25 protein-coding genes are annotated in these 26,596 nt (G+C 35.1%); 19 read left to right on the top strand and 6 right to left on the bottom strand.

The genetic code is table 11. The features are described from left to right. Positions 1-134: 134 nt before the first annotated feature. Together CJF12_RS04720 and CJF12_RS04715 are read right to left on the bottom strand one after the other, a co-directional pair. On the bottom strand, positions 135-788 hold the full coding sequence (locus CJF12_RS04720) for a porin family protein (RefSeq protein ID WP_034686323.1): 654 nt from the start codon (positions 786-788) through the stop codon (positions 135-137). 210 nt (positions 789-998) lie between these two features. Then, a complete protein-coding gene (locus tag CJF12_RS04715) occupies positions 999-1,643 on the bottom strand; it encodes a porin family protein (protein ID WP_034686322.1) in 645 nt (214 codons plus the stop codon). Between the two features lie 537 nt (positions 1,644-2,180). Here CJF12_RS04715 and CJF12_RS04710 point away from each other — a divergent pair. Next, positions 2,181-4,037, top strand: a complete 1,857-nt coding sequence (locus tag CJF12_RS04710) for a tail fiber domain-containing protein (protein WP_034686320.1) — start codon at positions 2,181-2,183, stop codon at positions 4,035-4,037. 94 nt (positions 4,038-4,131) lie between these two features. On the opposite strand, the gene aroB is transcribed toward CJF12_RS04710, so the two are convergent. After that, complete coding sequence (aroB, locus tag CJF12_RS04705; protein WP_034686318.1) at positions 4,132-5,178, bottom strand: 3-dehydroquinate synthase; 1,047 nt, start codon at positions 5,176-5,178, stop codon at positions 4,132-4,134. A 365-nt stretch (positions 5,179-5,543) separates the two neighbouring features. Between aroB and CJF12_RS04700 the strand changes: the two genes are divergently transcribed. After that, positions 5,544-6,464, top strand: a complete 921-nt coding sequence (locus CJF12_RS04700; protein ID WP_034686365.1) for a pseudouridine synthase — start codon at positions 5,544-5,546, stop codon at positions 6,462-6,464. Positions 6,465-6,558: 94 nt separating this feature from the next. On the opposite strand, the gene pncA is transcribed toward CJF12_RS04700, so the two are convergent. Beyond that, the gene (gene pncA / locus CJF12_RS04695) at positions 6,559-7,164 is read right to left on the bottom strand and encodes a bifunctional nicotinamidase/pyrazinamidase (RefSeq protein WP_034686316.1); all 606 of its coding nucleotides are present in this window, start codon (positions 7,162-7,164) and stop codon (positions 6,559-6,561) included. A 225-nt stretch (positions 7,165-7,389) separates the two neighbouring features. Between pncA and CJF12_RS04690 the strand changes: the two genes are divergently transcribed. From CJF12_RS04690 to CJF12_RS04670, 5 genes are all read left to right on the top strand, one after another. Beyond that, the gene (locus CJF12_RS04690) at positions 7,390-8,532 is read left to right on the top strand and encodes a DEAD/DEAH box helicase (RefSeq protein ID WP_034686314.1); all 1,143 of its coding nucleotides are present in this window, start codon (positions 7,390-7,392) and stop codon (positions 8,530-8,532) included. A gap of 225 nt (positions 8,533-8,757) precedes the next feature. Continuing rightward, positions 8,758-9,294, top strand: coding sequence for a YfiT family bacillithiol transferase (locus CJF12_RS04685; protein ID WP_034686312.1), 537 nt, complete (start codon positions 8,758-8,760; stop codon positions 9,292-9,294). Then, positions 9,288-9,749 (top strand): DUF1569 domain-containing protein, encoded by a 462-nt coding sequence (locus CJF12_RS04680; protein WP_228379107.1) that lies wholly within the window; start codon positions 9,288-9,290, stop codon positions 9,747-9,749. The genes CJF12_RS04685 and CJF12_RS04680 overlap by 7 nt, the downstream gene beginning before the upstream one ends. Next, entirely contained in the window at positions 9,746-10,126 is a 381-nt protein-coding gene (ytxJ, locus tag CJF12_RS04675) for a bacillithiol system redox-active protein YtxJ (protein WP_034686311.1), read from the top strand. The genes CJF12_RS04680 and ytxJ overlap by 4 nt, the downstream gene beginning before the upstream one ends. Next, on the top strand, positions 10,123-10,713 hold the full coding sequence (locus CJF12_RS04670) for a Crp/Fnr family transcriptional regulator (protein WP_034686309.1): 591 nt from the start codon (positions 10,123-10,125) through the stop codon (positions 10,711-10,713). Before ytxJ ends, CJF12_RS04670 begins: the two co-directional genes overlap by 4 nt. A 12-nt stretch (positions 10,714-10,725) precedes the next feature. Here CJF12_RS04670 and CJF12_RS04665 read toward each other — a convergent pair whose 3' ends face one another. Then, positions 10,726-12,138, bottom strand: coding sequence for an aminotransferase-like domain-containing protein (locus CJF12_RS04665; RefSeq protein ID WP_034686307.1), 1,413 nt, complete (start codon positions 12,136-12,138; stop codon positions 10,726-10,728). A gap of 89 nt (positions 12,139-12,227) precedes the next feature. Here CJF12_RS04665 and CJF12_RS04660 point away from each other — a divergent pair, with 89 nt between their 5' ends. The 11 genes from CJF12_RS04660 to CJF12_RS04610 all read left to right on the top strand — a co-directional run bounded on the left by CJF12_RS04660 (position 12,228) and on the right by CJF12_RS04610 (position 24,537). Next, positions 12,228-13,112 carry a DMT family transporter gene (locus tag CJF12_RS04660; protein ID WP_034686305.1) on the top strand — a complete coding sequence of 295 codons (885 nt, stop codon included), beginning with the start codon at positions 12,228-12,230 and terminating at the stop codon, positions 13,110-13,112. A 242-nt stretch (positions 13,113-13,354) separates the two neighbouring features. After that, positions 13,355-13,969 carry a Crp/Fnr family transcriptional regulator gene (locus tag CJF12_RS04655; protein WP_051887354.1) on the top strand — a complete coding sequence of 205 codons (615 nt, stop codon included), beginning with the start codon at positions 13,355-13,357 and terminating at the stop codon, positions 13,967-13,969. A 152-nt stretch (positions 13,970-14,121) separates the two neighbouring features. Continuing rightward, the gene (locus CJF12_RS04650; protein ID WP_034686303.1) at positions 14,122-14,622 is read left to right on the top strand and encodes a CinA family protein; all 501 of its coding nucleotides are present in this window, start codon (positions 14,122-14,124) and stop codon (positions 14,620-14,622) included. Between the two features lie 139 nt (positions 14,623-14,761). After that, a complete protein-coding gene (locus CJF12_RS04645; protein WP_034686302.1) occupies positions 14,762-15,442 on the top strand; it encodes a response regulator transcription factor in 681 nt (226 codons plus the stop codon). 88 nt (positions 15,443-15,530) lie between these two features. Beyond that, positions 15,531-16,820 (top strand): sensor histidine kinase, encoded by a 1,290-nt coding sequence (locus CJF12_RS04640; protein WP_034686300.1) that lies wholly within the window; start codon positions 15,531-15,533, stop codon positions 16,818-16,820. Positions 16,821-17,457: 637 nt separating this feature from the next. Beyond that, positions 17,458-18,459 carry an IS110 family RNA-guided transposase gene (locus CJF12_RS04635; protein ID WP_034683537.1) on the top strand — a complete coding sequence of 334 codons (1,002 nt, stop codon included), beginning with the start codon at positions 17,458-17,460 and terminating at the stop codon, positions 18,457-18,459. 540 nt (positions 18,460-18,999) lie between these two features. Next, positions 19,000-19,758: a COG4705 family protein gene (locus tag CJF12_RS04630; RefSeq protein ID WP_034687986.1), complete on the top strand. Its 759-nt coding sequence runs from the start codon at positions 19,000-19,002 to the stop codon at positions 19,756-19,758. Positions 19,759-19,809: 51 nt separating this feature from the next. Then, the gene (locus CJF12_RS04625) at positions 19,810-20,238 is read left to right on the top strand and encodes a PepSY-like domain-containing protein (RefSeq protein ID WP_034687984.1); all 429 of its coding nucleotides are present in this window, start codon (positions 19,810-19,812) and stop codon (positions 20,236-20,238) included. Positions 20,239-20,250: 12 nt separating this feature from the next. After that, positions 20,251-22,677, top strand: a complete 2,427-nt coding sequence (locus tag CJF12_RS04620; RefSeq protein ID WP_034687982.1) for a TonB-dependent receptor domain-containing protein — start codon at positions 20,251-20,253, stop codon at positions 22,675-22,677. An 18-nt stretch (positions 22,678-22,695) separates the two neighbouring features. After that, a complete protein-coding gene (locus CJF12_RS04615; RefSeq protein ID WP_034687980.1) occupies positions 22,696-23,484 on the top strand; it encodes a phosphatase PAP2 family protein in 789 nt (262 codons plus the stop codon). 18 nt (positions 23,485-23,502) lie between these two features. Then, positions 23,503-24,537, top strand: coding sequence for a sulfite exporter TauE/SafE family protein (locus tag CJF12_RS04610; protein WP_034687978.1), 1,035 nt, complete (start codon positions 23,503-23,505; stop codon positions 24,535-24,537). A 14-nt stretch (positions 24,538-24,551) separates the two neighbouring features. On the opposite strand, the gene pdxR is transcribed toward CJF12_RS04610, so the two are convergent. Beyond that, the gene (gene pdxR, locus CJF12_RS04605; RefSeq protein ID WP_034687974.1) at positions 24,552-25,985 is read right to left on the bottom strand and encodes a MocR-like pyridoxine biosynthesis transcription factor PdxR; all 1,434 of its coding nucleotides are present in this window, start codon (positions 25,983-25,985) and stop codon (positions 24,552-24,554) included. Between the two features lie 100 nt (positions 25,986-26,085). Here pdxR and CJF12_RS04600 point away from each other — a divergent pair, with 100 nt between their 5' ends. After that, entirely contained in the window at positions 26,086-26,541 is a 456-nt protein-coding gene (locus CJF12_RS04600; RefSeq protein WP_034687972.1) for a cupin domain-containing protein, read from the top strand. Positions 26,542-26,596 lie beyond the last annotated feature (55 nt).

Genomic DNA, 26,596 nt, shown 5'->3' with positions numbered 1-26,596 from the left:
ACAAACTAGGCATACAGAACTTTTAATCGGAAAGTATTGAAGTAATAGGGTAGAAAGAAAAATGGTTAGATTTAACTATGAAATCTAACCATTGATTGAAATTAAAACTTGTTATCTGAATGTATTACTTACGCTTATTTAAATTTAAATGCTAAACCTACCTGGAACACATTGTTTCTTACTCCATCTGAACCACTAGGTCTGTTTTTTACAACATTTGTTAAACCAGCCGTATATCTTGCGGTAACTCCTAAATTTTTAGTGAAATAATATCCTGCACCAAGACCGATTCCAAAATTGAAAGTATTAAAATCATTTTTGTTAAGACCGTTAACTCTTGTAATGGTATTATTATTGGTAGAGCTTTCTACTTTATCCCTAGCGCTCACCAGGAATCCAAATTCAGGACCGGCTTCAATAAAGAATTCGGGAGTGGCATTGTACTGGAACATTACCGGTACTGCGATATATCCTAAATTTCTTGAAGATGCCTCTACATATCTGTTTCCCTGGATATTATATTCCCTTACAACTTTTGAACCTAGAGCATTGTAAATAACCTCAGGTTGAACACTGAATGAGCTAGCAACAGGGATGTTTGCAAAAACACCTGCGTTAAAACTAGTCTTGGATTTAGAATCGTTAAGATCTGCTCCCTTTGAAAGTGTTGAAACGTTCAGCCCCCCTTTGATACCAAATGTAACTGGATTACTAGAAGGTGGAGTGGTTTGTTGAGCGAATGCTAGTGAACCGACGGTTACCGCGAATCCTAAAATTAATTTTTTCATCAATTTATGTTTTTTTAATTTAATATTGTCAAGTTGCTTGACGCGGAATGTCCTTCAAATTAAATGCCAAAAACTAAAATGAAACCCCGGATGAAAGGCCTGTTTAAAATAGAAGTAAGAAACATTTAAACAAAAAAATGTCTAGACTTAATAATTTAAATCTAGACATTTTACTGAAATTAAAATTTGTTATGTGAATGTGTTTTATGCTTATTTAAATTTATAAGCTAAACCTACCTGGAATACATTGTTTCTTACTGCACTTCCATTATTATTTTTGTATACATCTGTTAAACCAGCTGTATATCTTGCTGTAATTCCTAAGTTTGGAGTGAAATAATATCCTGCACCAAGACCGATCCCGAAATTGAACGTACTGAAGTTATCCTTGTTAAGGCTCTGTACTCTTGTGCTTGTATTATTGTTTGTAGAACTCTTAAATTTATCATTAGCGCTAACCAAGAATCCAAATTCAGGTCCTGCTTCTAAGAAAAATTCAGGAGTTGCGTTATACTGGAACATTACCGGTACTGCGATATATCCTAAATTTCTTGAAGATTCATCTCTGTAAGTATTTCCAAGTACATTATACTCTCTGGTTACTTTAGAACCTAAGTCGTTATAAAGAACCTCCGGCTGAATGCTGAATGAGCTAGCAACAGGGATGTTTGCGAAAACACCTGCATTAAAACCGATTTTGGATTTAGAATCGCTCAAGTCAGCTCCTTTAGAAAGAGATGAAACGTTCATACCTCCTTTGATACCAAATGTAACTGGATTAGAAGATGAAGTTGTTTGCTGAGCAAATGCTAATGAACTTGCAGTTACTGCTAATCCCAAAATTAACTTTTTCATAACTTTAATTTTTTAATATTTTACTATTTATAATTTTAAATTTTACTACTGTCAACTTTCGTTAGACGCAGAGTATCTTTCAAATTGAATGCCAAAAACTAAAATATGATAAAAGTCAGGTGGTTGAAAGTCACTAAAATGTCATTTCCACTCTACTTAATGTGCTGATAATCAATATTTTTTACATATAAACAAATGTTTGTTTAACATAATTTAAATTGCGCTTAATTTTTCATTTATATGAATGCAATAGAAGCAAAAGGCTTTGTATCAAGAAAAATTTACATTATTTGAAACAACTTTTTTAGTTATTCCCCACTGTTTTAAAAATAAATGTCATCATAATTTGTTAATAGAGAGATAAGAATTAATTCTATAGGCTTATTTTTCGGCACTTCATTAAATTTGCTGTATTTAACACTATCACAACACACGAAAGAAAAAAATATTTAACTGATAAACCATTAAAAGTATAACTCGAATTTAAACTTATAAAGCATAATCGTTTTGTAAGGATTCATTAACATGATCTAAGCTATGAAAAAATGCATGGTACTAATGCTTGCCTTTGCTCTTGAAAATAACCTTCAGGCGCAAATAGGAATCAATACCACAAAACCCCATCCATCTTCTATTATGGAAATGGTAAGCAACAATAAAGGACTTTTAATCCCTAGAGTTTCGTTAAGTGGGAACTCAGATATGACTACAATACCCAATTCCTCCAATTCATTAATAGTCTACAATACAACAATAGGTAATGGGATGGTCCCTGGATATTATTATTGGAGTGGAACAGCGGCCCGATGGGCTAAAGTGTTAGATGACCTTACTCCTATAGTAATGACAGGATGGAGCCTTACCGGAAATTCCGGAATGGTCAATGGAACCAATTTTATAGGAACTACAGATAATGTAGATGTGATCTTTAAGCGTAATAATATTGTATCTGGGGTATTAAATACAACCAATACTATATTTGGAGTCAACAGCCTTGCAACCAACACAACCGGAATCAATAATACAGCCGTAGGTGCTGGAAATCTGATTTCGAATACGACAGGAAGTATGAATACCGCTATTGGAACCGAAGTTCTGAGCAATAATAAATCCGGAATACAAAACACAGGCTACGGTTACCGGGCGTTATATTCTAATGTGGATGGAAACAATAATGTCGCGAATGGTTATTTTTCAATATATTCGGCAAAAAGCACCATAGGAAATGTAGGAATCGGTGCCAGCACGCTTCGTGAACTGATTAGTGGCGATGGAAATGTCGGAATAGGTAGTGATGCGCTTCGTTCTACAGTTGCAGGGAGAGGTAATGTAGCTATTGGAACCCGGGCGGGTTATAATGTCAATTCATCAGGAAATTTAGGGAATAATACCTTAATAGGATATCAGGCTGGTATGGGCATTATAAGCGGTAAATCAAACACCATTATCGGAGCTAATATCATTGGATTACCCGCGGCCCTCTCAAATACGGTTATTATTGCTGACGGAGATGGAAACAAAAGGATTAATATCGATCAGAATGGCAATATAGGAGTCGGAACAGACACCCCAAAGTTTCCATTGGATATTCGTTTAAAAACTTCTTCGTGGCCATTGGCAGTTACCAGTCTTACGTATTACGGTATTAATCCGGATGCAGGTACAGCAGGCGGAACTCCTGCAACCTATGCTAATTATACTAACGACATAGGTGGTTTTAATACGAATACTTCTTTATATACGGAAGGGAATATTATTTCTGTAGGAAAACTTAGTGTAACCCAAACCTCACTTTTTTCTGATCAGAGAATTAAAAATATCAAAGGAAGGTCCGACCGTGCGAAAGATCTGGAAATATTGAGAAAAATTGCAATTACAGATTATGTGATGAAAGATGAAGCCGTATATGGAAAACAAGAGTTTAAAAAAGTAATTGCACAGGAAGTAGAATCCGTTTATCCTCAAGCGGTAAGTAAAAACGGAACAAAAGTTTTCATCCCTAATGTTTATCAGCTATCCAAACAAAACGGATCTACTTTTACATTTGAAAAACCTATTGCTATTGATGAAAAAGATCAGCAATTAAAAGTATATGATGAATCCGGAGAAATAATTCTTGGGATACAAAAAATAACTCCTCATTCTATTACAGTAGATATGAAAGGAAGAATATTAAAAGGAAAAGTCTTTGTTTACGGTACTGAAGTTTCTGATGTAAGAACTGTAGATTATGATGCGCTGTCAATGCTTAATGTTTCTGCCAGTCAGGCAATGGCTGATAAGATCAAAGTTCTTGAGAAAGAAAATGAAAGATTAAAGAAAGCTCAAACAGAAATGCAAAATACTTTAGAGTATTTTGAGAAACGATTGAAAGCATTAGAAAAAGTCAATTAATATAAAATAGTAAATGAGCCTGTTTTAAAGTGAGGTTGTGTATCACTTTAAAAACAGGTTCATTTTTTATGATGTACTCATTCTGTATGTAAGATTAAGCATCATTTAATTTTCTGTAAAAGTGTAATGATTTTTCAATGTTTTTTTGGTTGCATTCATGATCAAATACACAAGCTCCTATTCCGGATAGTAAAGAGAAGTTAATCTTCTTTTCAGTGTTCTTTTTATCATTTAATAATAATGCACACAGGTGTTCATCTGTAAAATCGCTGATATCCAAATAAGGATAGTATCTCTGAATGTTACTGATAATGATCTCTGCATCTTCTTTGGATAAAAGACCTTCCAGATGAGAAAGGTGAGTTTCACAAATCATTCCCGCAGCAACAGCCTCACCATGTAAAACAGGATTTCCCTGCTCCAGACAAGAGCTTTCTATGGCATGTCCAATAGTATGTCCGAAATTCAGTGTTTTTCTGATATTCTTTTCATGGAAATCCTGATTCACCACTTCCTGCTTGATTTCCATAGATGTTTGAATATGGGTAAGTACAGATTCTACGTCAAGCTTCTGGATTTGTATCAGGTTTTCCCAATGTGTTTTATCAGCGATTAAGCCATGTTTCAGCATTTCTGCAAATCCGCTTCTTAACTCTTTGAAAGGAAGAGTCTCTAAAAATTGAGGATACACGAAAATCTGTTCCGGAAAAGTAAATGTTCCCACCATATTTTTATAATGCATCAGATCAATTCCTGTTTTTCCACCAATAGAAGCATCACACATAGATAAAAGGGTAGTAGGTATGTTGATGAACTGGATTCCTCTTTTGTAGGTAGAGGAAACAAAACCACCCATGTCTGTGATGACACCACCACCTAAATTAATGACCAGTGCTTTTCTGTCTGCCTGCATTTCGGTTAAAATTTCCCAAAGCTGATTCGCCGTCTGAATATTTTTCATCTCTTCACCTGCTTCTATCTCTAAAATTTCAAAGGCTAAATCTGTTTCCATATTGCCTAAAAGGGTAGGAAGACAGTATTCATGTGTGTTTTCATCAACCAGGATGAAAATTTTACTGAAAGATTTTTCATGTAAAAACGCATTGATCTGGGAAAACTGATCGTTTAATAGTGTTATCATTTCCGGAATTATATATAGTTAATTGTAAAACAATATTGCAAAGTTATGATTCTTAATTTTTAACTCGTAACTAAATTACTATCTTTGCAAAAATTTTTAGAATGAGCAGAGATAATAATAAGTCAGGAAAACCACAAAGACCAAGAATTTCAACAAGAAAAAATTCTGATGATTCTCGTGCTTCTAAATCTGGAAATTCTTCAGGATCAAAATCTTTCAAGAAACCTTTTCCAAAAGCAGGAGAGAGAAACCTTGACCATAAAGGCAGCAATTCAAAGTTTGATAAAAAACCTTTCAAAAAGAGCGAAGGCAGTTTTGAAGGTAAAGCTGATGAGGGAAATTCAAAATCTGAAAGAAAGCCTTTCATCACTAATCAAAGTGAAGGAAGAGAACGAAAAACTTTTGGAAAATCTGCTCCGAAAAGAGGAGGTAAAGATTTTGACAGCAGAGATAAATATGAAAGAGGGAGTTTAAAGTACGGTAGAAGACCTTCTAGCGGAAATGAAAGAGATGAAGACAGAGCAAGATCTTTTGTACAGAAAAGAAGATATAACAAAATAGAAAAGGATGTCCATAAGGATACGATTCGTCTTAATAAATATATCGCAAACTCAGGAATCTGCAGCAGGAGAGAGGCTGATGAACTGATCACCCAAGGTTTGGTGGAAGTTAATGGAAAGGTAGTAACAGAAATGGGTTACCAGGTTGAGAAAACCGACAAGGTAGTTTTCGACGGACAAAATATTACGCCTGAAAAGCCGGTATATGTTCTTTTGAATAAACCTAAAGGATACATTTCTACAACAAAAGATGATAAAGCAAGAAAAACGGTAATGGATCTTGTAGCGAATGCTTCTCCTTACCGCGTTTTCCCGGTTGGAAGATTAGACCGTTCTACAACAGGTGTAATTCTTTTAACGAATGATGGTCACATGACTAAAAAGCTGACTCACCCTTCTTTTGAAGCGAGAAAGATCTATCATGTAACATTGGATAAGAAATTAACCGGTGAAGACATGAAATTAATCGCAGAAGGAATTCGTTTGGATGAAGGAGTAGCTAATGTAGATCAGATCTCATACATTGAAGGAAAACCTAAAACTGAAATCGGGATTGAAATCCACATCGGATGGAACCGTGTTATCAGAAGAATTTTCCAAAGATTAGGTTATGAGGTGGAAGCTTTAGACCGTGTTATGTTTGCAGGTCTTACCAAGAAAAACATCAAAAGAGGACACTGGAGAATCCTTACAGAATTAGAAGTAAACAATTTGAAAATGCTTTAAGATCTTTTTTAATTTTTATTGAAAATCATTTAGCATTTAGAAAAATAAAGAGGCTGTCTCAAAAGGACAGCCTCTTTTTATTATTTCTTGGGTCCTATCCTAAGACAGTAACTCCTTTTTGAAGCATCTCATAAATGGCATCCCTTCCGTTATCCGGTTTTACATTGACAGCACGGGTTCCATTGAAATGAAGACAAGTAACATATCCGTTAGCTACGGCATCTGTACAGGTAAACTTCACACAATAGTCCATTGCCAGACCAACAATTTCCAATAACTGGATATCATGGTATTTTAAGAAATCATCCAGGCCGGTTTTCATGAAATGGTTGTTATCCTGAAAACCACTATATGCGTCAATCTCTGTATTTTTACCCTTTTGAATAATATGAGTTACCTTGTCTCTATTCAGATCTTTATGAAATTCAGCACCAAAAGTTCCCTGGATACAGTGGTCAGGCCACATAAATTGGGGAACCCCATTAAGAATAATACTTTCACCTACTTTTTTCCCATTGTTGCTGGCGAAACTTTTATGGTCCGCCGGATGCCAGTCCTGGGTTAAAACAATCTGATCATATTCATTTTCTTCCATCAGAAGATTAATATAAGGAATAATTTCATTGGCTCCCGGAACAGCTAATGCTCCACCTTCACAAAAATCATTCTGTACATCTACTATTATTAATGCTTTTTTCATATTAGGGTTTCTCTAATTTTTGATAAATTTATAAAAACTACTATTCAAAAAATTGTCCAAAAACAAATAATCGGACAAAACGGCAACAATAAAATTTAAAATCAGAAAAAAACATTCTACTATTTTGAATATAACTTCCTCATACAATTGATAATTATCAGCAGAATTGTATTTCGGACGAAAAGTAAATATCAATAGCTTATCTTTGCACCAAATCAATAGTCTATGTCATTTGAGTCTTTAGGATTATCACACAATATTATTCATTCTGTTAAAAAACTGGGCTATTTAAAGCCGTTTCCCATTCAGGAACAAGCTATCCCTGTTATTTTAGAGGGGAAAGATTTGATGGGAATTGCGCAAACAGGTTCTGGAAAAACAGCATGTTTTGTAATGCCCATTTTAGAAAAATTACAAAATGCAGAGGTTAAGAAAGATCGTAATATTCAGGTTTTAATATTGGTTCCTACAAGAGAATTGGCCATTCAAATTGATGAAGTTTTCAGAGCTTTTACAGAAAATCTAAAGCGTGAGATTCGAACGATGGCTGTCTATGGTGGTGTTTCTATTAACCCACAAATGAAAGGGATGTTTGGGGTAGAAGTTCTTATTGCAACGCCCGGTCGTTTATTAGATTTAATTGATCATAAAGCACTGAGCATTTCAGAGATTAAACACTTGGTCATTGATGAAGCAGATAAAATGTTTCAATTAGGCTTTGGTGAAGAAATGAACAAGCTTTTCGCTCTAATGCCTGTAATGAAACAGACAACAATGTTTTCGGCGACTTTAGATGATAAAGTTTCTGAAATGAAGAAACAGTTGTCAATAAATCCGACGATTATTGAAATCAAAAAAGAAGAAGTTGAAATTGATCATATTGAGCAACTGGCCTATCATGTTTCTCCGGAAGATAAGGGTCCTTTTTTACGTTATTTAATCAAAGAAAAAAAGGTTGAAAAAGCTTTAATCTTTGTTTCTTCTACAAAATCTGCCGATAATTTAGTTGAAAAGCTTAAAAAAAATAAAATTAAAGCAGTCGCGATTCATAGTCAGAAATCCCAAGGTGCCCGTAGAAATAATTTAGAAGAATTTAAAGTCAACGGGGCTCAGATTTTGGTTGCTACAGACTTACTTGGTCGTGGTATTCACATAGACTCTTTGCCTTGTGTGATCAATTATGAATTACCGCGTTCGCCTTTGGATTATATTCACCGTATTGGTAGAACCGGGCGTGCCAACGAAAAAGGAACTGCTATTAGTCTCCTGACGGATGATGAATTGCATCATTTCAGAGTAATTCAAAAGAAAATGGGGAAAAAAGTAACTCTACAAAGAACAGAAGGGATTAATCTGCATGGTTATTAAGTGTAGATTTTAAAAAAATAATGGCTTCAATTTAATAGAATTGAAGCTTTTTTATTGTATTCTTTTCCAACAAAACGAATATTAGGTACCACATTTCTCCCATTCTTTTACTGCTTATTGTTTTGTTGCTTTTCTTGTAGTAATTTTAGAACGGATTTCGGAAGGGTAGAAAATTTTCTATTGCCTAATTAAAAATAAAGAACATATTAACCAAGATAATTAAAAATGAGTACTCTAGAACAAAAGAAATTTCCGATAGGGCAGTTTGAAAAACCTAATTATATTTGTGATATCGAGTTGGATAAGTACATGAAGGTGATTAAGATTTTTCCGGAAAGATTAAAAGACCTTATTGAAGACTTTACAGATGATCAGTTAGATACTCCGTACAGAGAAGGAGGTTGGACGGTAAGACAGCTCATTAACCATATCGCTGACAGCCATATCAACAGTTTTATTCGTTTTAAATTGGCTTTGACGGAAGATAATCCTACCATAAAACCTTATGATGAAGCCAAATGGGCTGAACTTCAGGATAGTATTAGCATGCCGGTGAAACCAGCCATGAGAATGATCAAAGGAACTCATCAGAGATGGCATGTTCTACTCAAAACCCTTACCAATAAGCAATTCGAAAGAACTTTTCATCATCCGGAAAATAACCAGGATTATGATTTAAGATATTATCTTGCTTTCTACGCATGGCATTGCCATCATCATTTTGCTCATATTGAAAATCTGAAGAAAGAAAAAGGTTGGTAAAAAAGAGTTTACATAACCCGGTCTATTTTGAGGAAATCATCGGCAGAATCTCTCAGCTCACAGAAAATTCTACCCGTAAATGGGGGAGAATGGATGTGGCACAGATGCTGAAACATTGTGACCTGGTTCTTCAGGTTGCTGTACAAAAAGTAAAACTGCCACATGTTAATCTTCTTTTTGAAGCAATAGGAACGATTACTAAGATAGAAATGCAGGCATTTAACAATGGAATTCCCCGAAATATGCCTACTTTTAAAAAACTAATCGTTAATTTTGAATGTGACTTTAATGAAGCAAGGGAAGGACTTTTAAAAACGATGAAGGAATATCAGGTTTGCTATACCCATCATAATTTACCTGATAAACATAGCCTTTTTGGAACAATGACTGAAAAAGATTGGGGTTTTTTAGAATACAAACACCTCAATCATCACCTTAAACAATTTAATGTATGAGTTTTTTTGATAAAATATTTGGCGGTAAAGAAGAACAATCAGAACAGAAGTCTTTCTGGAAAAAGATACAGTCAGAAGAAGATTTAGCAAAAGCTATTGAAAATTCATACAATAAACGAATTGCTATATTCAAACATTCTACCAGCTGTTTCATCAGTAAAACAGTACTTCGGAATTTTGAGAAAGAAATGAATGGACTGAATGAAGATACGGATCTGTACTATTTAGATCTTCTGGCATACAGATCTATTTCAAATAAAATAGCTGATGATCTTGGTGTCAATCACCAAAGTCCTCAGTTGATTGTTATAGAAAACGGAAAAGTAATTAACCATGCTTCTCACCAGGATATATCCATAACTCAAATTACACGATGAAAAATATTAATAACTATTTAGCCGAGATTTTAAAAGTTCCCACGGAGCAAGTCAATAGCTGCAGTCTGCACTATGAGGTAAAGAAAATTCCTAAAAATCAGTTTCTTTTACAATATGGTGAAATCTGCCGATACGTCTTTTTTGTAGAAAAAGGACTGATGAGAATGTATTCTATTGATAAAAATGGGAAAGAACATATCATACAGTTTGCTCCTGAAAACTGGTTAATCTCTGACCGCACCAGTATTTACTTCAACGAACAATCGGTCTATTATATCGAAGCTGTAGAAGATTCCGAGATTTTATTTCTACATCCTGATTTTTTTAATAAGCTGGTTGCCCAATTTCCTGACAGCGCAGAGAGAAGGGATATCCTTTTACAAAAACATGTAAGAAGTCTTCAGGATAGAATCAATTCGTTATTGGGAGAAACTGCTGAAGAACGATATTTGAAATTCATCAAAATGTATCCTGACTTATTATTAAGAGTGCCGCAATGGATGATCGCCTCATACCTGGGAATTACCCCTGAAAGCTTGAGTCGTGTAAGAAAAGAGCTGGCCAGGAAAAACTTTGTGGTAGATTAAATAAGCCGATCGCTAGATCGTTTTAGCAAGAACTCCTACCTGTTTTAATTTTTCCTGAATAGTTTCAGACCATGGAAGCCCTATACAAAGTCTCATGCAATTCTCAAACTGATCCTGAAGGCTGAACATCCTTCCAGGAGCAATACTTATATCCTGTTTAATAGCCAGATCATACAATTTCCTGGTCTGTATGGTTTTATCAAATTCTATCCAAAGGGAAAGTCCGCCCTGAGGTCTGCTTATTTTAGTTCCTTCGGGAAAGGATTCCACAATGGTTTGTACATAATTCTGATAATTGCTTTGTAATGTTCTGCGAAGCTGCTGAAGATGTTTGTCATACCGTCCCGTTTTTAAAAAGTTAGCGACAGCTTCATTGACAATAGAAATCGATGATGTGGAATGCAGTAACTTAAGCTTCAATATTTTATCTTTATATTTTCCGGGGGCTATCCAACCGACACGATATCCTGGAGCCAGGGTTTTGGAAATAGAACTGCAGTACAAAACATTTCCTTCTTTATCAAAAGATTTGCAGCATTTAGGACGGTGTGCTCCAAAATAAATATCTCCATATACATCATCTTCAATAAGGGGAATGCCGTTTTCTGCAAGGAGTTTTACGACTTCTTTTTTATGTTCATCGGACATGCAGCTTCCCAAGGGAGTATTAAAATTAGGAATCAACAAACAGATATCAATATCTGGAATCGCTTTTTTAAGAGCTTCAATTTCAATTCCATGGGCAGGATGGGTGGGAAGTTCCAATACTTTAAGCCCCAAACCTGTAGCCAGCTGTAAAATCCCAGGATAGCAAGGGCTTTCTATAGCAATCGTATCTCCAGGTTTACCTAAAGCCATTAGGCAAAAAGACAAAGCATTCATTCCGCCATTTGTGGTGATCAGATCATTTTCATTAAAGTTTCCACCCCATGACAATGATCTTTGGGCAACCATTCTTCTTAACTTTAAATTTCCCTGAAGCTCTTCATATTCTGCACCTCCTGATTTAAGTTCTCTGGTTGCATTGATAATCTCTTTTTTAAGTTTGGCCTGAGGAAGCAAATCACCTGATGGAATCGCGATTGAGAAAAGAGTAAGATTACTTTTTCCCATATTTTCGTACACCGTACTGATCAGTTCATCGGGTTCATTGTTATTGGCAATTAAAGATGGGCGGCTTATTTCGGGTAAGGGTAGTTTTACAGAAAGTGACGGGCTCACAAAATAGCCCGATTGTGGTTTGGATTCTATCAGAGATTGGGATTCCAATTCGAGGAATACGCGCTTTGCGGTATTCATACTTATCTGATGCTCATGACATAGGTTTCGTACCGAAGGAAGTTTATCTCCCGGCTTCAGGAGGCCGTTTCTAATTTGAGAAGCGAGTCCATTGGTAATTTCGGTATATAAAAATTCTTTGTTCATATTTCAACTGTGCTCATGCAAATATACAAAACTGAGACTGTGTTTATTTATTATTCCTTTCTAATTTTGAATTATTAAATAAAAATGCAATGACAACAAATACAATCTCAAAAGATCAATCACTTAATGGCTGGATCAATGGCTTTATAGGAGTACTTCTATTTAGTGGTTCTTTACCTGCTACCAAACTGGCTGTTATGGATATGGATCCTATTTTCGTTACAATTGCGAGAGCAGGGATCGCAGGTATTCTCGCTTTGGCGGTTTTATTAATTTACAAAGAAAAACGTCCGATAAGAAAACAGATCTTCCCATTATTATTGGTATCTGTAGGCTGTGTTATCGGTTTTCCTTTACTTTCGGCATTGGCATTACAGTATTTAACTTCTGCTCATTCTATTGTTTTTTTGGGAATGCTTCCTATGGCAACCGCTATATTCGGAGTATTAAGAGGGGGTGAATGTCCACATCCTGTATTTTGGTTATTCTCTATTATAGGTAGTCTTCTTGTAATAGGCTTTGCGGTCTCACAAGGAATTTCAGCTTCGCCTGTAGGCGACTTGTTAATGTTGGCTGCTATTATTTTATGCGGTTTAGGATATGCTGAAGGTGCTCAGCTCTCAAAAACTTTGGGTGGATGGCAGGTTATTTCATGGGCTTTGGTCTTATCTTTACCTTTAATGATTCCTTTATTTTTTATTTACTTTCCAGATCATATTGAAAATGTGAGTTTCAGAGGATGGTTTGGATTGGGATATATTTCTTTATTCAGCATGTTTATAGGCTTCATTTTTTGGTACAAAGGACTCGCGCAGGGTGGTATTTCGACGGTAGGACAGTTACAGCTTTTACAACCGTTCTTTGGATTGGCACTGGCTGCCTATCTGCTTCACGAACCGGTAAGTATGGGAATGCTTGGGGTAACGGTAGGAGTTATTCTTTGTGTCGCCGGCACTAAAAAATTTGCAAAGTAAACTTGCTTCTATAATAACATAAAAGACTGCTTTTCCGGCGGTCTTTTATTTTTTTAGATTAATCTCGAATTTCGATTTTACATATATCTTGTTTTTATTTAATAATTAAATTATTCTCAAAAGAATTTATGGATTTAACTTTTATTAACAATTTCTTATAAAAATGCGGTGTGACATTTGCTTAGAATTATTTACCTATAAAAACTAAACATTAATATCTGATAAAAAATAAGCGCACAACTATGAAGACAGTAAGCTGTATGAACATCGATGAAGAACTTTTATATTCATTTGGTGGAGAAACTAAAACGTATACACCCGGTGAATTGATTTTTAGAGAAGGAGACCACGCGCTTTACTATTTTCAGATTATTAAAGGGAGGGTGAAGCTCAATAATTACAGTGATGAAGGCAAGGAGTTTATCCATAATATATTAGGAGAGAAGCAGAGTTTTGGAGATCCTTTAATTTTTCTGGATAAATATTATCCAATTAATTCGGTATCTATAACGGCCAGTACAATTATAAGATTACCTAAAAATGTTTTTTTAGAAATTCTGAAAGAATACCCGGATATTTCTTTAAAAATGAATTCATGTCTTTCTCAGCAGCTTTATTATAAGACCATCATGGTTCAGAATATGGCATCCCAAAATCCTATTCAGAGGTTAAAGGGACTAATGGAATACCTGAAAAGCTATCAGGAAGATAGTTGCCAGTATTCTTTTCAGGTACAGCTTACAAGACAACAGATAGCCAATCTGACAGGACTACGTGTAGAAACAGTGATAAGGGTTTTGAAAAAAATGGAAAAAGAAAATATGCTTAGAATTGAGAACAGGAAAATACTGTTTTAGCAGAGATTTATGACTCAAGTCATAAAAATGTGAGTTATTCGATTGTAAATTTGAAAGATCTAATATTCAAAGTTTTACAAGCCGGGCGAAGGGAAAACCTTCCATATATTACGCTTTAATACTTATTCAATCACCACAAAATATTATTTATCATGGAGTTTCAAAAAAATTTACTAGAATATATCAGCCATTCGTTAATCACCACTAATGAAACCATTTCAATAGCAGAAAGTGTTACATCCGGTTTGATGCAGTTAGCTTTCTCACAGATGCCTAATGCTTCTTTGTTTTATAAAGGAGGTATTACCACTTATACTTTACCCGAAAAAGTAAAGTTCCTGGATGTTGATAAAGAAGAAGCCGAAAATTGTGACTGTGTTTCAAGAAATATTGCTGAAACGATGGCTTTAAATGTTGCTAAACTTTTCAATACGGATTGGTCTATTGCGATTACAGGGTATGCAACACCTATCCGAAATTCAGCCTATAAAATCTTTTCTTTCTTCTCATTTAGCTATAAGGGAGAGGTCATTCTTTCCAAACAGCTGGAATTGCATCCGAAAACACAGGCATTTAACGCACAAAAATATTACACCGAGTTTATATTGGGCTGCTTTAAAAGCGAACTTAACCAGCTTATTATTCTACAATAGGATAGGAAAGTCAATAGTTTCACGAGAGTCTTGATATGGGTACCTTTAACATTTTGTTTTAGGTGCTTAATAGATTGTATTTAATGGTTATTTTAAGGTATTCAAAATTTCTTCAAAATTGAATCTGTAAATTAGCCACATGAAAATATTGATTATAGAAGACGAAGCAGAACTTGCTAAAAGTATCGCCGAATATCTTTCGGGAGAAAACTATTTATGCGAATTTGCTTCAACATTTCATGAGGCACTGAATAAAATAGAGGTGTTCCAATATGATTGTATTCTACTAGATATTATGCTTCCTGATGGAAACGGGCTCAAAATACTCGAAGAATTAAAAAAACAGAATAAGCAGGATGGTGTAATTATCATTTCTGCAAAAAATGCACTGGATGATAAGATTGCCGGATTGCAATTAGGGGCAGATGATTATCTGACCAAACCTTTCCATCTTTCAGAGCTTATGGCCCGAATTTATTCTATTATCAGAAGAAAACAATTCAATAATTCCAATATTATCAAACAAAATGAATTGCAAATCGACCTATTGGCCAAAACTGTAGCAATTAACAATCAACCTATTGCCCTCACTAAAAAGGAATTTGACCTGTTGATCTATTTTATCGGAAACAAAAATAAAGTAATCTCCAAAAGTACCCTGGCAGAGCATCTTTCCGGTGATCTTGCCGATATGCTTGATAATCATGATTTTGTTTATGCCCATGTGAAAAACTTGAAAAAGAAATTGTATGATGCCGGCAGTGAACATTATTTAAAAACAGTATATGGAACAGGGTATAAATGGGAAGGAGATAGCTAATTAATCATGAGTAATGAGTAATGATGAAGAATAAAGAGAAAACTACTCAATACCCTGTAATTTTAACCTTAATTATAAATTTAAATTGTTGAAGCCTCTATTAAGTAAAACCACAAAGCCCTTCCTGATCTATGTTCTTGTGATACTGATCACGAGCATCCCCGTTTATTACTGGGTAGTAGATACAATCTGGGAAAGTGAACTGGATGAACATAATATAACGATTGCAGAGAAAACAGCGTATGGATTCAATCGTCTAAAGCTCTCTGAGGCTGAACTTGATAAAAGCATTCTTCTCTGGAATAGAATTCAACCCGGAACTGATATTGAAAAAATTCCCTTTAATCATCTAAAAAAAGATATAACATTTACGGCAGAGAAACAAAAGACATTTAAGGATCAGCCTGAGGTTGAACGTTACCGCTGCCTTAAAAAAGTGATTTATATCAATCAAAAACCTTATCTTTTTACTGTAGAAACCAATATTGAAGAGTCTCATGAAACGATTGCAGTGATTGCAGCAATCACCGTTTTTTTCTTCGTGTTGATTGTTTTAGGACTTTTGTTTTTAAACCGAAGACTCTCAGCTTCTATATGGGGGCCATTCAGAAATACATTGGAAAAGCTAAAGACGTTCAATCTGAACAGTCAGGATACCATAGAATTTGAACGTTCTGATATTGTAGAATTTGAAGAATTAAATCAGTCCTTAAAGAAACTGATAGAACATAATGTTTCTGTCTACAAAACCCAGAAAGAATTCACTGAAAATGCCTCTCATGAGCTGCAAACTCCACTAGCTATTATTAAAAATAAACTGGACATCCTGCTTCAAAATGAGGATCTCACTGAAAAGCAATATCATATTGCAGAAGAGATCAATAGAGCGCTAACCCGTAGCGCCCGCATCAATAAAAACCTGTTGCTGCTCGCTAAAATTGAAAATTTTCAGTTTGCAGAGAGTGAAAGCCTATTGATGAGTGAAATACTTCATCAGAATATAGAGGTGTTTCAGGAACATTTTGACCAAAAAAGCATTTCACTTCACACCCAAATTGCTGATGGAATCACAATCAAAGGTAACAGAACATTGGCAGAAACTCTGATTAATAATTTCCTGATTAATATCGTAAGGCATACGCAATCTCATGGAACGGCAAATATTGAACTTACTCAAAAGCACCTGATTATTTCCAATTCGGGATCTGCTGCATTGAATAAAGATACTTTATTCAAGAGATTTTCCAGAGCGTCAACAGATAATAATGGAAGTGGGCTTGGATTAGCTATTATCAAGGAGATTTGTATTCATCAGCAATGGAATTTAGAATACCATTTTGATAACAATTACCATATTTTTTCTATTTCTTTTTCATAAATGGATTTACACGGATGTTGAGGATTATTTTTAACTCTCGCAGATTGGGCTGATTTAGCAGATTTTTAAAATGGTAAATATTATAGCCACGAATGCACGAATACAATGATAAAAAAGACATTACAGAAAGATCATTCGTGCATTTGTGGCTAAGCTTTCGGAACGATAAATGAATTGTTTAAAAAGCTTATGTGATTCATTTTTTACCACAGATTATTCAGATCTACACCGATGTTGAGGATTATTTTTAGCTCTCGCAAATTGAGCTGATTTAGCAGATCTTTTAAAAATCTTTGATTTTTAAAAAGCTTATGTGTACTTGTTATACATTATGAATTGGACTTAAATAACTAAAGTGTTTAAAAACTTTTGTGTCTTTTGTAATTTAATTTTTTCACCACAGATTACCTTTAGATTTACACAATGAATTAGTATTAAATTAGATAATAATTATATTCTGAAGAACCAGAGAAAATAAAGTGAACTAAACAGATTTCCAGAACAGAACTATTCTGAGTATCAGACTTTATTTTCTCTTTTGAATATCTGCCATTTAGAATGTTAAGCATTAAGGCTTATTAAAGGTTTTAGCATTATTCAAAATGGTTCATTCAGGATAAATCCTAAATCCAAAGTTATGAAAAGTTATTTTATAGGAATTGATATTTCCAAAGATACCTTGGATGTTTGTATCATGAGTGATTCTGAAGAGAAAGACATTTTTTTTAAAGTTGAAAATACTCTATCAGGAATTGAAAGTATGATTTCAAGAAACATCCCAGAGAATGCTCAATTGTGGTATTGCTTTGAAAATACAGGAAATTATGGGCTGCTCCTTGCCAGGATATTGGAAAGCCAAGAAATAAGCTATTATCAGGTCCCGGCTCTCGAAATAAAATTAAGTCAGGGAATACAAAGAGGAAAGAATGATCGAGTTGATGCCTGGAGGATTGCCAAGTATGCAAAAACATATTGCAAAGAACTTAAACCTTATCTCCTTCCCAGTAAAGAACTGCTTAAGATAAAAAATCTTCTTACCTACAGAAATCATTTGATAAAGGTAAGAACACAGTTCAAGAATGAGATAAAAGCTTTTTATCAGATCAATAAAATAGCTGATGTAAGTTTTGAAATTAATGATATTATGGGCCATATACAGCAACTGGATAAAAATATAGCATTAGTTGAAGAAAAAATAAAACAGGAAATCCATAATCAACAACACCTCAACCGAAACTTTGAAAAAATAACCAAAGTGAAAGGGGTTGGATTCCTCACAGCAGCTTATATGATTGTATTAACGAATAATTTTACAAGTTTTCAAAACCCAAGGAAATTCAACTGTTATGCAGGGATTGCTCCTTTTGAGCATACATCAGGAACAAGTGTTCAAGGCAAAACTAAAACAAGTAAACTTAGAAATAAAAGAATTAAAACGATTCTTTTTAATGGTGCTAATTCTGCCGTAATTTATGATGAAGAATTAAAATCTTATTACCAAAGAAAAAAACAACAGGGAAAAGCACATAATTCTATTATCAATGCTGTATGCTGTAAAATTGTATATAGAATATTTGCTGTCGTAAAAAGGGAAGAACCTTTTGTAAATTTAACAAGATATAATTTGCATATGTCTTAGAATACCTTTAGATTTACACGGATGTTGAGGATTATTTTTAAATCTCGCAGATTGAGCTGATTTAGCAGATTTTTAAAATGGTAAATATTATAGCCAAGAATGCACGAATACAATGATAAAAAAGACATTACAGAAAGATCATTCGTGCATTTGTGGCTAAGCTTTCGGAACGATAAATGAATTGTTTAAAAAGCTTTTGTGATTCATTTTTTACCACAGATTATTCAGATCTACACCGATGTTGAGGATTATTTTTAGCTCTCGCAAATTGAGCTGATTTAGCAGATCTTTTAAAAATCTTTGATTTTTAAAAAGCTTATGTGTACTTGTTATACATTATGAATTGGACTTAAATAACTAAAGTGTTTAAAAACTTTTGTGTCTTTTGTGGTTTAATTTTTTCACCACAGATTACCTTTAGATTTACACGGATGTTGAAGATTATTTTTAATCTTGCTGATTTAGCAGATCTTATCAATCCTTACAAAATAAACATTCAAAATTTCTACAAAATTGGTTAGGAACTTTGAATAAAAAATCATGCAAACATTTAACAAAGTTGCCATTGTCACCCTTCTTTTCTGGCTGATGAAAATTACAGCAACAACTCTTGGAGAAACCCTAGGAGACTTTATCTCTATGACCCTTAACCTTGGATATACTGTAGGAATTGCGGTTACTCTATTATTTTTCATAACCACCATATCCATTCAATTAAAGGTTAAAAAATATATTCCCGCCATTTACTGGCTGGTGATTGTAGGAACCACAACATTAGGCACGGAGATTTCCGATTTTATAGATAGAACTCTGAAAGCAGGATATCTGGTAGGAAGCCTACTGTTAATTACCGGACTTTCCGGAACCCTATTTTTGTGGTACAGGAAGTACTGGAACCTTGAAGTGTATCCCATTTTTGAGAGGACTAAAGAGGTATACTACTGGGTTGCTATTCTTTTTTCAAACAGCCTTGGAACTGCGTTTGGTGATTTCTTAAGCGATAATATGGGATTAAGTTATTTAACCGGTGCCTTAGTGACCGGCATTATTATCCTTGTCGTTATTCTTCTGCACTATTTCACGAAGATTAATCATGTCCTACTGTTCTGGATTGCTTTTGTTTTTACAAGACCTTTTGGAGCTACTTTCGGAGATTTTCTTACCAAGCCTCTTTCAAGTGGAGGTCTGAATCTGGGAACACTGAATGCATCAATGGTCTCTGTAGTGTTACTTGTTGTAATGGTTATGATTTCACATAAAAAAACAGTGATATTAAATCCCCAGAATCAAAAATTCTAAATTTCTTCTAAATCATGTCCGATCATTGTATCAGAATAAAAATTAAATACAATGAAAAAATTAATCATGCTATTGACTATCGTTGCAGGTACGGTTGTCATGAAAGCACAAAAGATCCAGCAAAAAGAGATTCCTGCTTCTGTACAGTCTGCTTTAAAGAAACAGTTTCCTGATCTTAAAAATGTGAAATGGGAAAAGGAAAAAGAAAATTATGAAGCCGGATTTCAGTCGAAAGGGATAATTTATTCTGTTCTTTTAAATGCTTCAGGAAATATTATAGAAACGGAAGTTCCTGTTCATATCAAAGATCTTCCGGTTCCTGCCAGAGAATTTATTCTGAAAAAATATCCTGATCATAAAATAAAAGAAGCTGCAAAAATTACAGATTCAAAAGGAGTTGAGACTTATGAAGCTGAAGTTAATGGAATGGATTTGATTTTTGATACTCAAGGAAATTTTATAAAAGAAATTAAAGACTAAACACAAAATATAATGAATAGATTCAAGCTGTTATTTTTCTTCTTAATGGTTATGTTATTTTCTTCCGCAGCTACAGCCCAGGTATCATCGGTGACTGTTTCAGGGATGGTAACCTCTGCCGGAAAATCTGCATTACCCTATACCAATATTATGCTGAAATCGGCAAAAGACAGTGTATTTGTATCCGGAACCATCACTAATGAAGAGGGCAGATACTCTCTCACAGACGTGAAACCCGGAAGTTATCTGGTAGAAGCTTCTGTTCCGGGGTATACAACACATACACAGGTTCTTTTTGTGGGAAGTCTTTCCGAATTTCTGGATATCCCACCAATAGAAATGGGATTGAACAATAATGCCAGGGAAGCAAAAATTGAAGAGGTGATAATGACAGCTAATAAAAAGAGTGAGATAAGTAATCAGCTTGATAAAAAGACCTATTCTGTAGCTGATAATATCAGCCAGAGTGGAGGCTCCGTACTTCAAAGTATACAGAATCTTCCGGGAATTACCGTACAGGATGGTAAGGTACAACTACGCGGAAATGATAAGGTAACGGTTTTAATAGACGGAAAACAAACTGCATTAACGGGGTTTGGAAGCCAGACCGGACTAGATAACATTCCTTCTTCAGCCATTGATAAAATTGAAATCATTAACAATCCGTCTTCAAAGTATGATGCGAATGGAAATGCCGGAATTATTAATATTATCATGAAGAAAAACAAGCAAAACGGCTGGAATGGTAAAGTAGGATTAACTTTAGGATTAGGATCTCTTTGGGAAAGAAAGGGTAATTTGCCAACCATTCGTCCTCAATATACTTCAACCCCGAAAATAAATCCTTCTGTTTCTCTGAATTACAGAAAAGATAAGATTAATGTTTTCCTGCAGGCTGATAACTTATATACGGAAACACTTAATAAAAATGAATTTGTAACTCGTACTTATGATAATGGAACAGTTATCAATTCACAGCTCAAAAGAAACAGAAATACCAATTTTCTGACAACAAAAGCAGGAATAGACTGGAACATCGACAGCCAGAATACATTAACTGTTTCAGGGATGTATGGAAGTGAAAAAATTACCGATCGGGGAGACCAGCCATTTTTTAATGGCAATTTATCACAAAGACTCCGCTTATGGCAGTTTCTGGAAGATGAGCTGAAAACTACTGTAATGGCCACAGCGGCCTATCAGCATAAATTCAAGGAGGCCGGACATTTATTAAATATTGGCTTTAATTATACTTTCCACAGGGAAGATGAAAAATATTTCTATGATAATTTTCTGCCGGCATCTTCAGGGACCGATGCTTTTAAACTTCTGTCGGATGAACAGGTTTATGATTTCAATATTGATTACGTAAAACCTCTCAAATACGGACGTATTGAGGCCGGGATTAAACTGAGAAACAGAAGTATTCCTACCAATATGAACTTTATGCCCGGAACCAATTCTGTGATCGATGCGAATGCAGGGGGCTGGGCTAATTACAGGGAATTAATTCCTGCTGTATACGGAAACTATATTTTTGAAAACAAAAAATGGGAGGCGGAACTTGGGCTTAGAATGGAGTATGTAAGAATTCAGTACGATGTTAACCCTAATCATCCAACTTATTCAAGCGATGGGTACAACTACACTCAGCCGTTTCCGAATCTGAGAGTAGCCTATAAGCTTAATGATCGTAATAAGTTTTCTATATTTTATAACAGAAGAGTAGACCGTCCGAATGAAGTGGATATCAGAATTTTCCCTAAGTATGATGATGCTGAAATCATTAAAGTAGGAAACCCGGGACTCAGACCACAGTTTACCAACTCTATAGAGTTAGGCCATAAATACAATTGGGATAGCGGATACCTGTACTCTTCCATCTATCATCGTTTTTCCAATGGAACGATTACCAGAATTTCCAGTATTGTTCCTGAAAGTACTCTGATATATGCTATATTTCAAAATGCAGGAAAAAGTTATAATTCAGGGCTTGAAGCGATCTGGAATCAGAAAGTATCCACGGTATATTCTTTTAATATCAATGGAAATATTTACCGCAACCAAATCAATGCATTTAGTGTTGAAAATCTGTATCCTCAGCCTAATGTATTTTCTGCAGATCAGCAGTCTGCAGTTTCAGGAAATGTAAAACTGAACAATATTTTCAAGTTTTCTAAAGGAATTAATGCGCAGTTAACGATGGTATATTTGGCTCCGGATATTATTCCGCAAGGAAAAATAGGCTCAAGATTTTCAATGGATCTTGGTGCAAAAAAATCAATACAGAATGGTAAGGGAGAAGTTTTTCTCAATGCTTCTGATTTATTGAATACCATGGTTATAAAAAAACAGATCCAGGGTGCAGGATTTAGATATACAAGTGATGATTACTATGAAACACAGGTCATCAGATTAGGGTACAGTTATAAGTTTTAAGTCAAATAAAATAACCCAATGAAACATATATTCATCAGTCTGGTTTTAATTTGTATAGGCTTTCAAAATATAAAAGCTCAGGACAGCTTATTGGTTACGTCTCCTCAAGATAGTGTCATAAGTTCAGCCCCTGCGGATATCAATGATACCAGTCACCGATTAACCTATAAAAAACTGATTATACCTGCTGCATTAATTTCTTATGGTATTGCAAGCCTAAGTATAAAAGGACTTCAACAACTGAACTCTTCAACCCAGTATGAAATCAGCGAACACAAACCTGATCCTATCCAATTGGATAATTATTCTCAGTTTGCTCCTGCAGCTCTTGTATATGGTTTAAATGCTTTAGGAATAAAGGGAAAACATAATTTCCGCGATCGCAGTATTATTTACGGAACTTCTTTACTGATCTCTTCTGCAATGGTTGTACCCCTTAAGCATATAACCCAAGAAGAAAGGCCGGACGGTTCCAACAATCTTTCCTTCCCTTCAGGGCATACAGCGATGGCCTTTGCTTCTGCCCAGTTTATGTTTAGAGAATACAAAGACACCAATTTTTGGTTGGGAATCTCAGGATATTCATTTGCTGTTTTTACGGGTGTATACCGGATGTTGAATAACAAACATTGGTTTGGTGATGTCGTAGGAGGAGCAGGCTTTGGAATTTTATCCACCGAACTCGCATACTGGCTATATCCTAAAATCAACAAAATTTTAAGAGGAAAAAAAGAAAAATCCCAAACAATGATGATGCCTTTTTACCAACAGGGAAACGTAGGGATAGGGCTGGTAAAAAATTTCTGATCAATTCAATTTTAAAACATGACTTTCAATATCATTCTTTTATTTGTAGGAGCTATCATAGCATTTTGGATTAGTGCTATTTGTGGTGGTGGGGCGAGTTTAATATTAATTCCAATTCTTAATCTGTTATTACCCAGTTCTGTTGTTCCTTTTTCATTAACCATAGGAACTTTTACCAGTTCGGCATCAAGGATTGCTGTCTTTAAAAAGCATATCCAATGGAAGATATTCTTTTGGTTTGTGCCTTTTTCTATTCCGGCTGTACTGGCAGGTGCCTGGATGATCAAATATGTCAATCCTGATTACCTTCAGTTAATCGTTGCATTTTTCCTATTGGCCAATCTTCCAGAGCTTTTCAAAAGTAAAAAAACAGTTGTTGAAGAAGAAAAGCCTTATCCCAAGTTTATGCTGGGTATAATTGGCTTTTGTGCCGGCTTTGTATCCGGAATTACAGGTGCTATAGGCTTGCTTTTTAACCGTTTTTATCTGAAGTTCGGACTTAAGAAAGAAGAAATTGTGGCAACCCGGGCAGCGAATGAGATTTTCCTGCATATGATAAAACTGGTTATTTATATTTCTTTGGGACTTTATTCCAAAACTGCACTTTGGCTAGGACTTGCCATTGCTGTAGCTACCATCGTATCATCTTATACCGTGAAGTATATTCTTCCTTATTTGAGTGAGTTTATTTTCAGAAAAATCGGATATGGAGCCATGGTGGCATCAGGAATTATGCTTCTTATCGGAACATCCGGCAAAATTATCGAACAGGATAACATTTCCTTTTCGGCAACACACCATAATTTTCAAACCGAATCCATAATCTCATGGAGGCAAATGGATTTTGTTATTGAATTTGCTATTCAGGATGGACTGGAAATAGAAAGGCCTATACGACCGGACGAATTACCGGTTCATCTTAAAGAAAAATATGATCGGATACGTTCACAATATGACAGAATTGATCTGGAAAAAGTATTTGCTTTCCGCAAAGATCCTGTCTATGAATTTTATTGTTATAAGAATGGAGTACTCACTAAATTTAAAGGATAAAAGTAAAAGATTATCTAATTCTGATCTCTTAAAATCTCTCCGATTATTCTGATACTCTGTTCCAGTTGTTCTTCAGAAAGGGAACCGTAGCTTAATCGGAATCCGTTTACCGGGGTGCTAAAACTGTATTGTTCAGGATGGATTATTCTGATATTTTTATCTAATAATAAATCAGTTACCTTATCCCAGTTCAATTTTACTTTCGGTACAATCCAAAAAGCCAATCCTCCATCCGGCAAGCTGAAATCTGCCTGGTTTTTCAAATACTTTTCCAGAAGGTTATGTACAAAATCCCGTTTATGTTTATAATGGATGGTAGATTTTTTAATGTGCTTTTTAACAGCACCGTCCCTGATCAGCTGTAAAACGGCTTGTTCCATAATAATATCCCCTTGTACATCAATCATTTTTCTCAGCTTTCCAATTTTTTGAAGAAGATTTTGGTCCTTAGTAGCCAGATATCCTATTCTTAAAGCTGGCGCAACAACTTTACTCATAGTACCAATGTATACATAATGATCCAGCTCCGGAAAACTGGAAAGCGGCAAGATAGGGCGGTAACCGAAATGAAACTCATTATCGTAATCGTCTTCAATAATCGTTATACCATAAGTATTCGATAGTTCTACCAGTTTTAGCCTTCGTGCTAAGCTTAAGGTAACCGTGGTAGGATACTGTCTGTGAGGAGTAATACAGATAGCTTTTATTTTATTTCCTTGTTTTAAAAGATGAAGAATATCGTCGACAACCAGACCTTCCTCATCAACAGATATGGGAAGAAGTTTTGCGCCTGCATGTTCAAAAGTTCTCCATGCCGGCTGATATCCCGGGTTTTCAACGATTACTGCATCTCCGGCTTCGACTAAGCATTGAGCTGTTAGAAACATAGCCATCTGACTTCCCCGTGTAATCGAAATTTCATCTTCATTGCTGTGCATGCCCCTCTGGTGATTGAGCATTTGAGAAACTGCTTTCCGGAATTCTATATCGCCATGTACATCCGTATATCCCATCATCTGCCATTTAGCTTTCCGGTTGAATATCTGCCGATATGCTCTTGCCAGCTCTTTTACAGGGGCTATTTTACTATCCGGATGACCATCATCAAAATTGATCAAAAAGGGAATGTCTGGTCCGGTATGTTCATGATCTTTCAGAATATTATTTCTTGGCTGTATGCCTAAAGAAGGCAATCGATCGGAAACAAAGATTCCTTTCCTGTCTTTAGAAATTGCCCATTCCTCATTGATCAATACCTGGTAAGCCTCTACTACTGTATTCCTATTTATTTTCAGCATAGCAGCCAGGACACGACTTCCAGGAAGGGCATCACCCGCTTTTAACCTTCCGGATTGTATATCTGAAATAATAGTATCTGCAATCTGGAGGTAAATGGCTTTACCTGATTTTCTGTCAATTTCTAATTCTAATTTCCATGGACGCAACATCTGGACTACCTATTTATGTTAAAACTGAATCACCTGAATAGTCCAAATATAAGATATTTTTGTAGAGCAATAATGCAGAAAACACTAAAATTTTAAAATCATGGACAGTAAAAAATTTAGTTCAAAAGACTTTCACGAAACTTTTGCAAGACCTCAGTTTCAGAAACCTACTCACTTGATTCATAAAAATGTAGAAAAAGCAGGAGAGCATGATCAGTTTTCAACGGAGAGAAAACATCCGGTATTCTTTGTAGACCTGCCCAGTAAAAATGTAAGCATGACCATTGGTGGACTATTACCAGGACAACAGACCAACAAACACCGTCATACGTATGAAACGGTATTGTATGTGATCGAAGGAAAAGGATGGACAGAAATAGAAGGAGAAAAAGTAGAGTGGCAGGCTGGAGATGCAGTATATATTCCTTCATGGGGATGGCATAAGCATCAAAATCTGAGCGATACGGAACCGGCAAAATATATTGCCTGTGAAAATGCACCCCAATTGCAGAATCTGGGTGTCGCATTGAGAGAGGAAGAAGGAAGAGACCTGTAAACAGGTGAATGCTTTTTGTGGCTTTTATGATGTATAATAAAGGTGGTTTAAATAA

The sequence above is a fragment of the Chryseobacterium piperi genome, from assembly GCF_002285635.2.
GTDB lineage: Bacteria > Bacteroidota > Bacteroidia > Flavobacteriales > Weeksellaceae > Chryseobacterium > Chryseobacterium piperi.
Note: the sequence above shows the minus strand (reverse complement) of the source record. Positions and strands in the feature narration are given on the sequence as shown.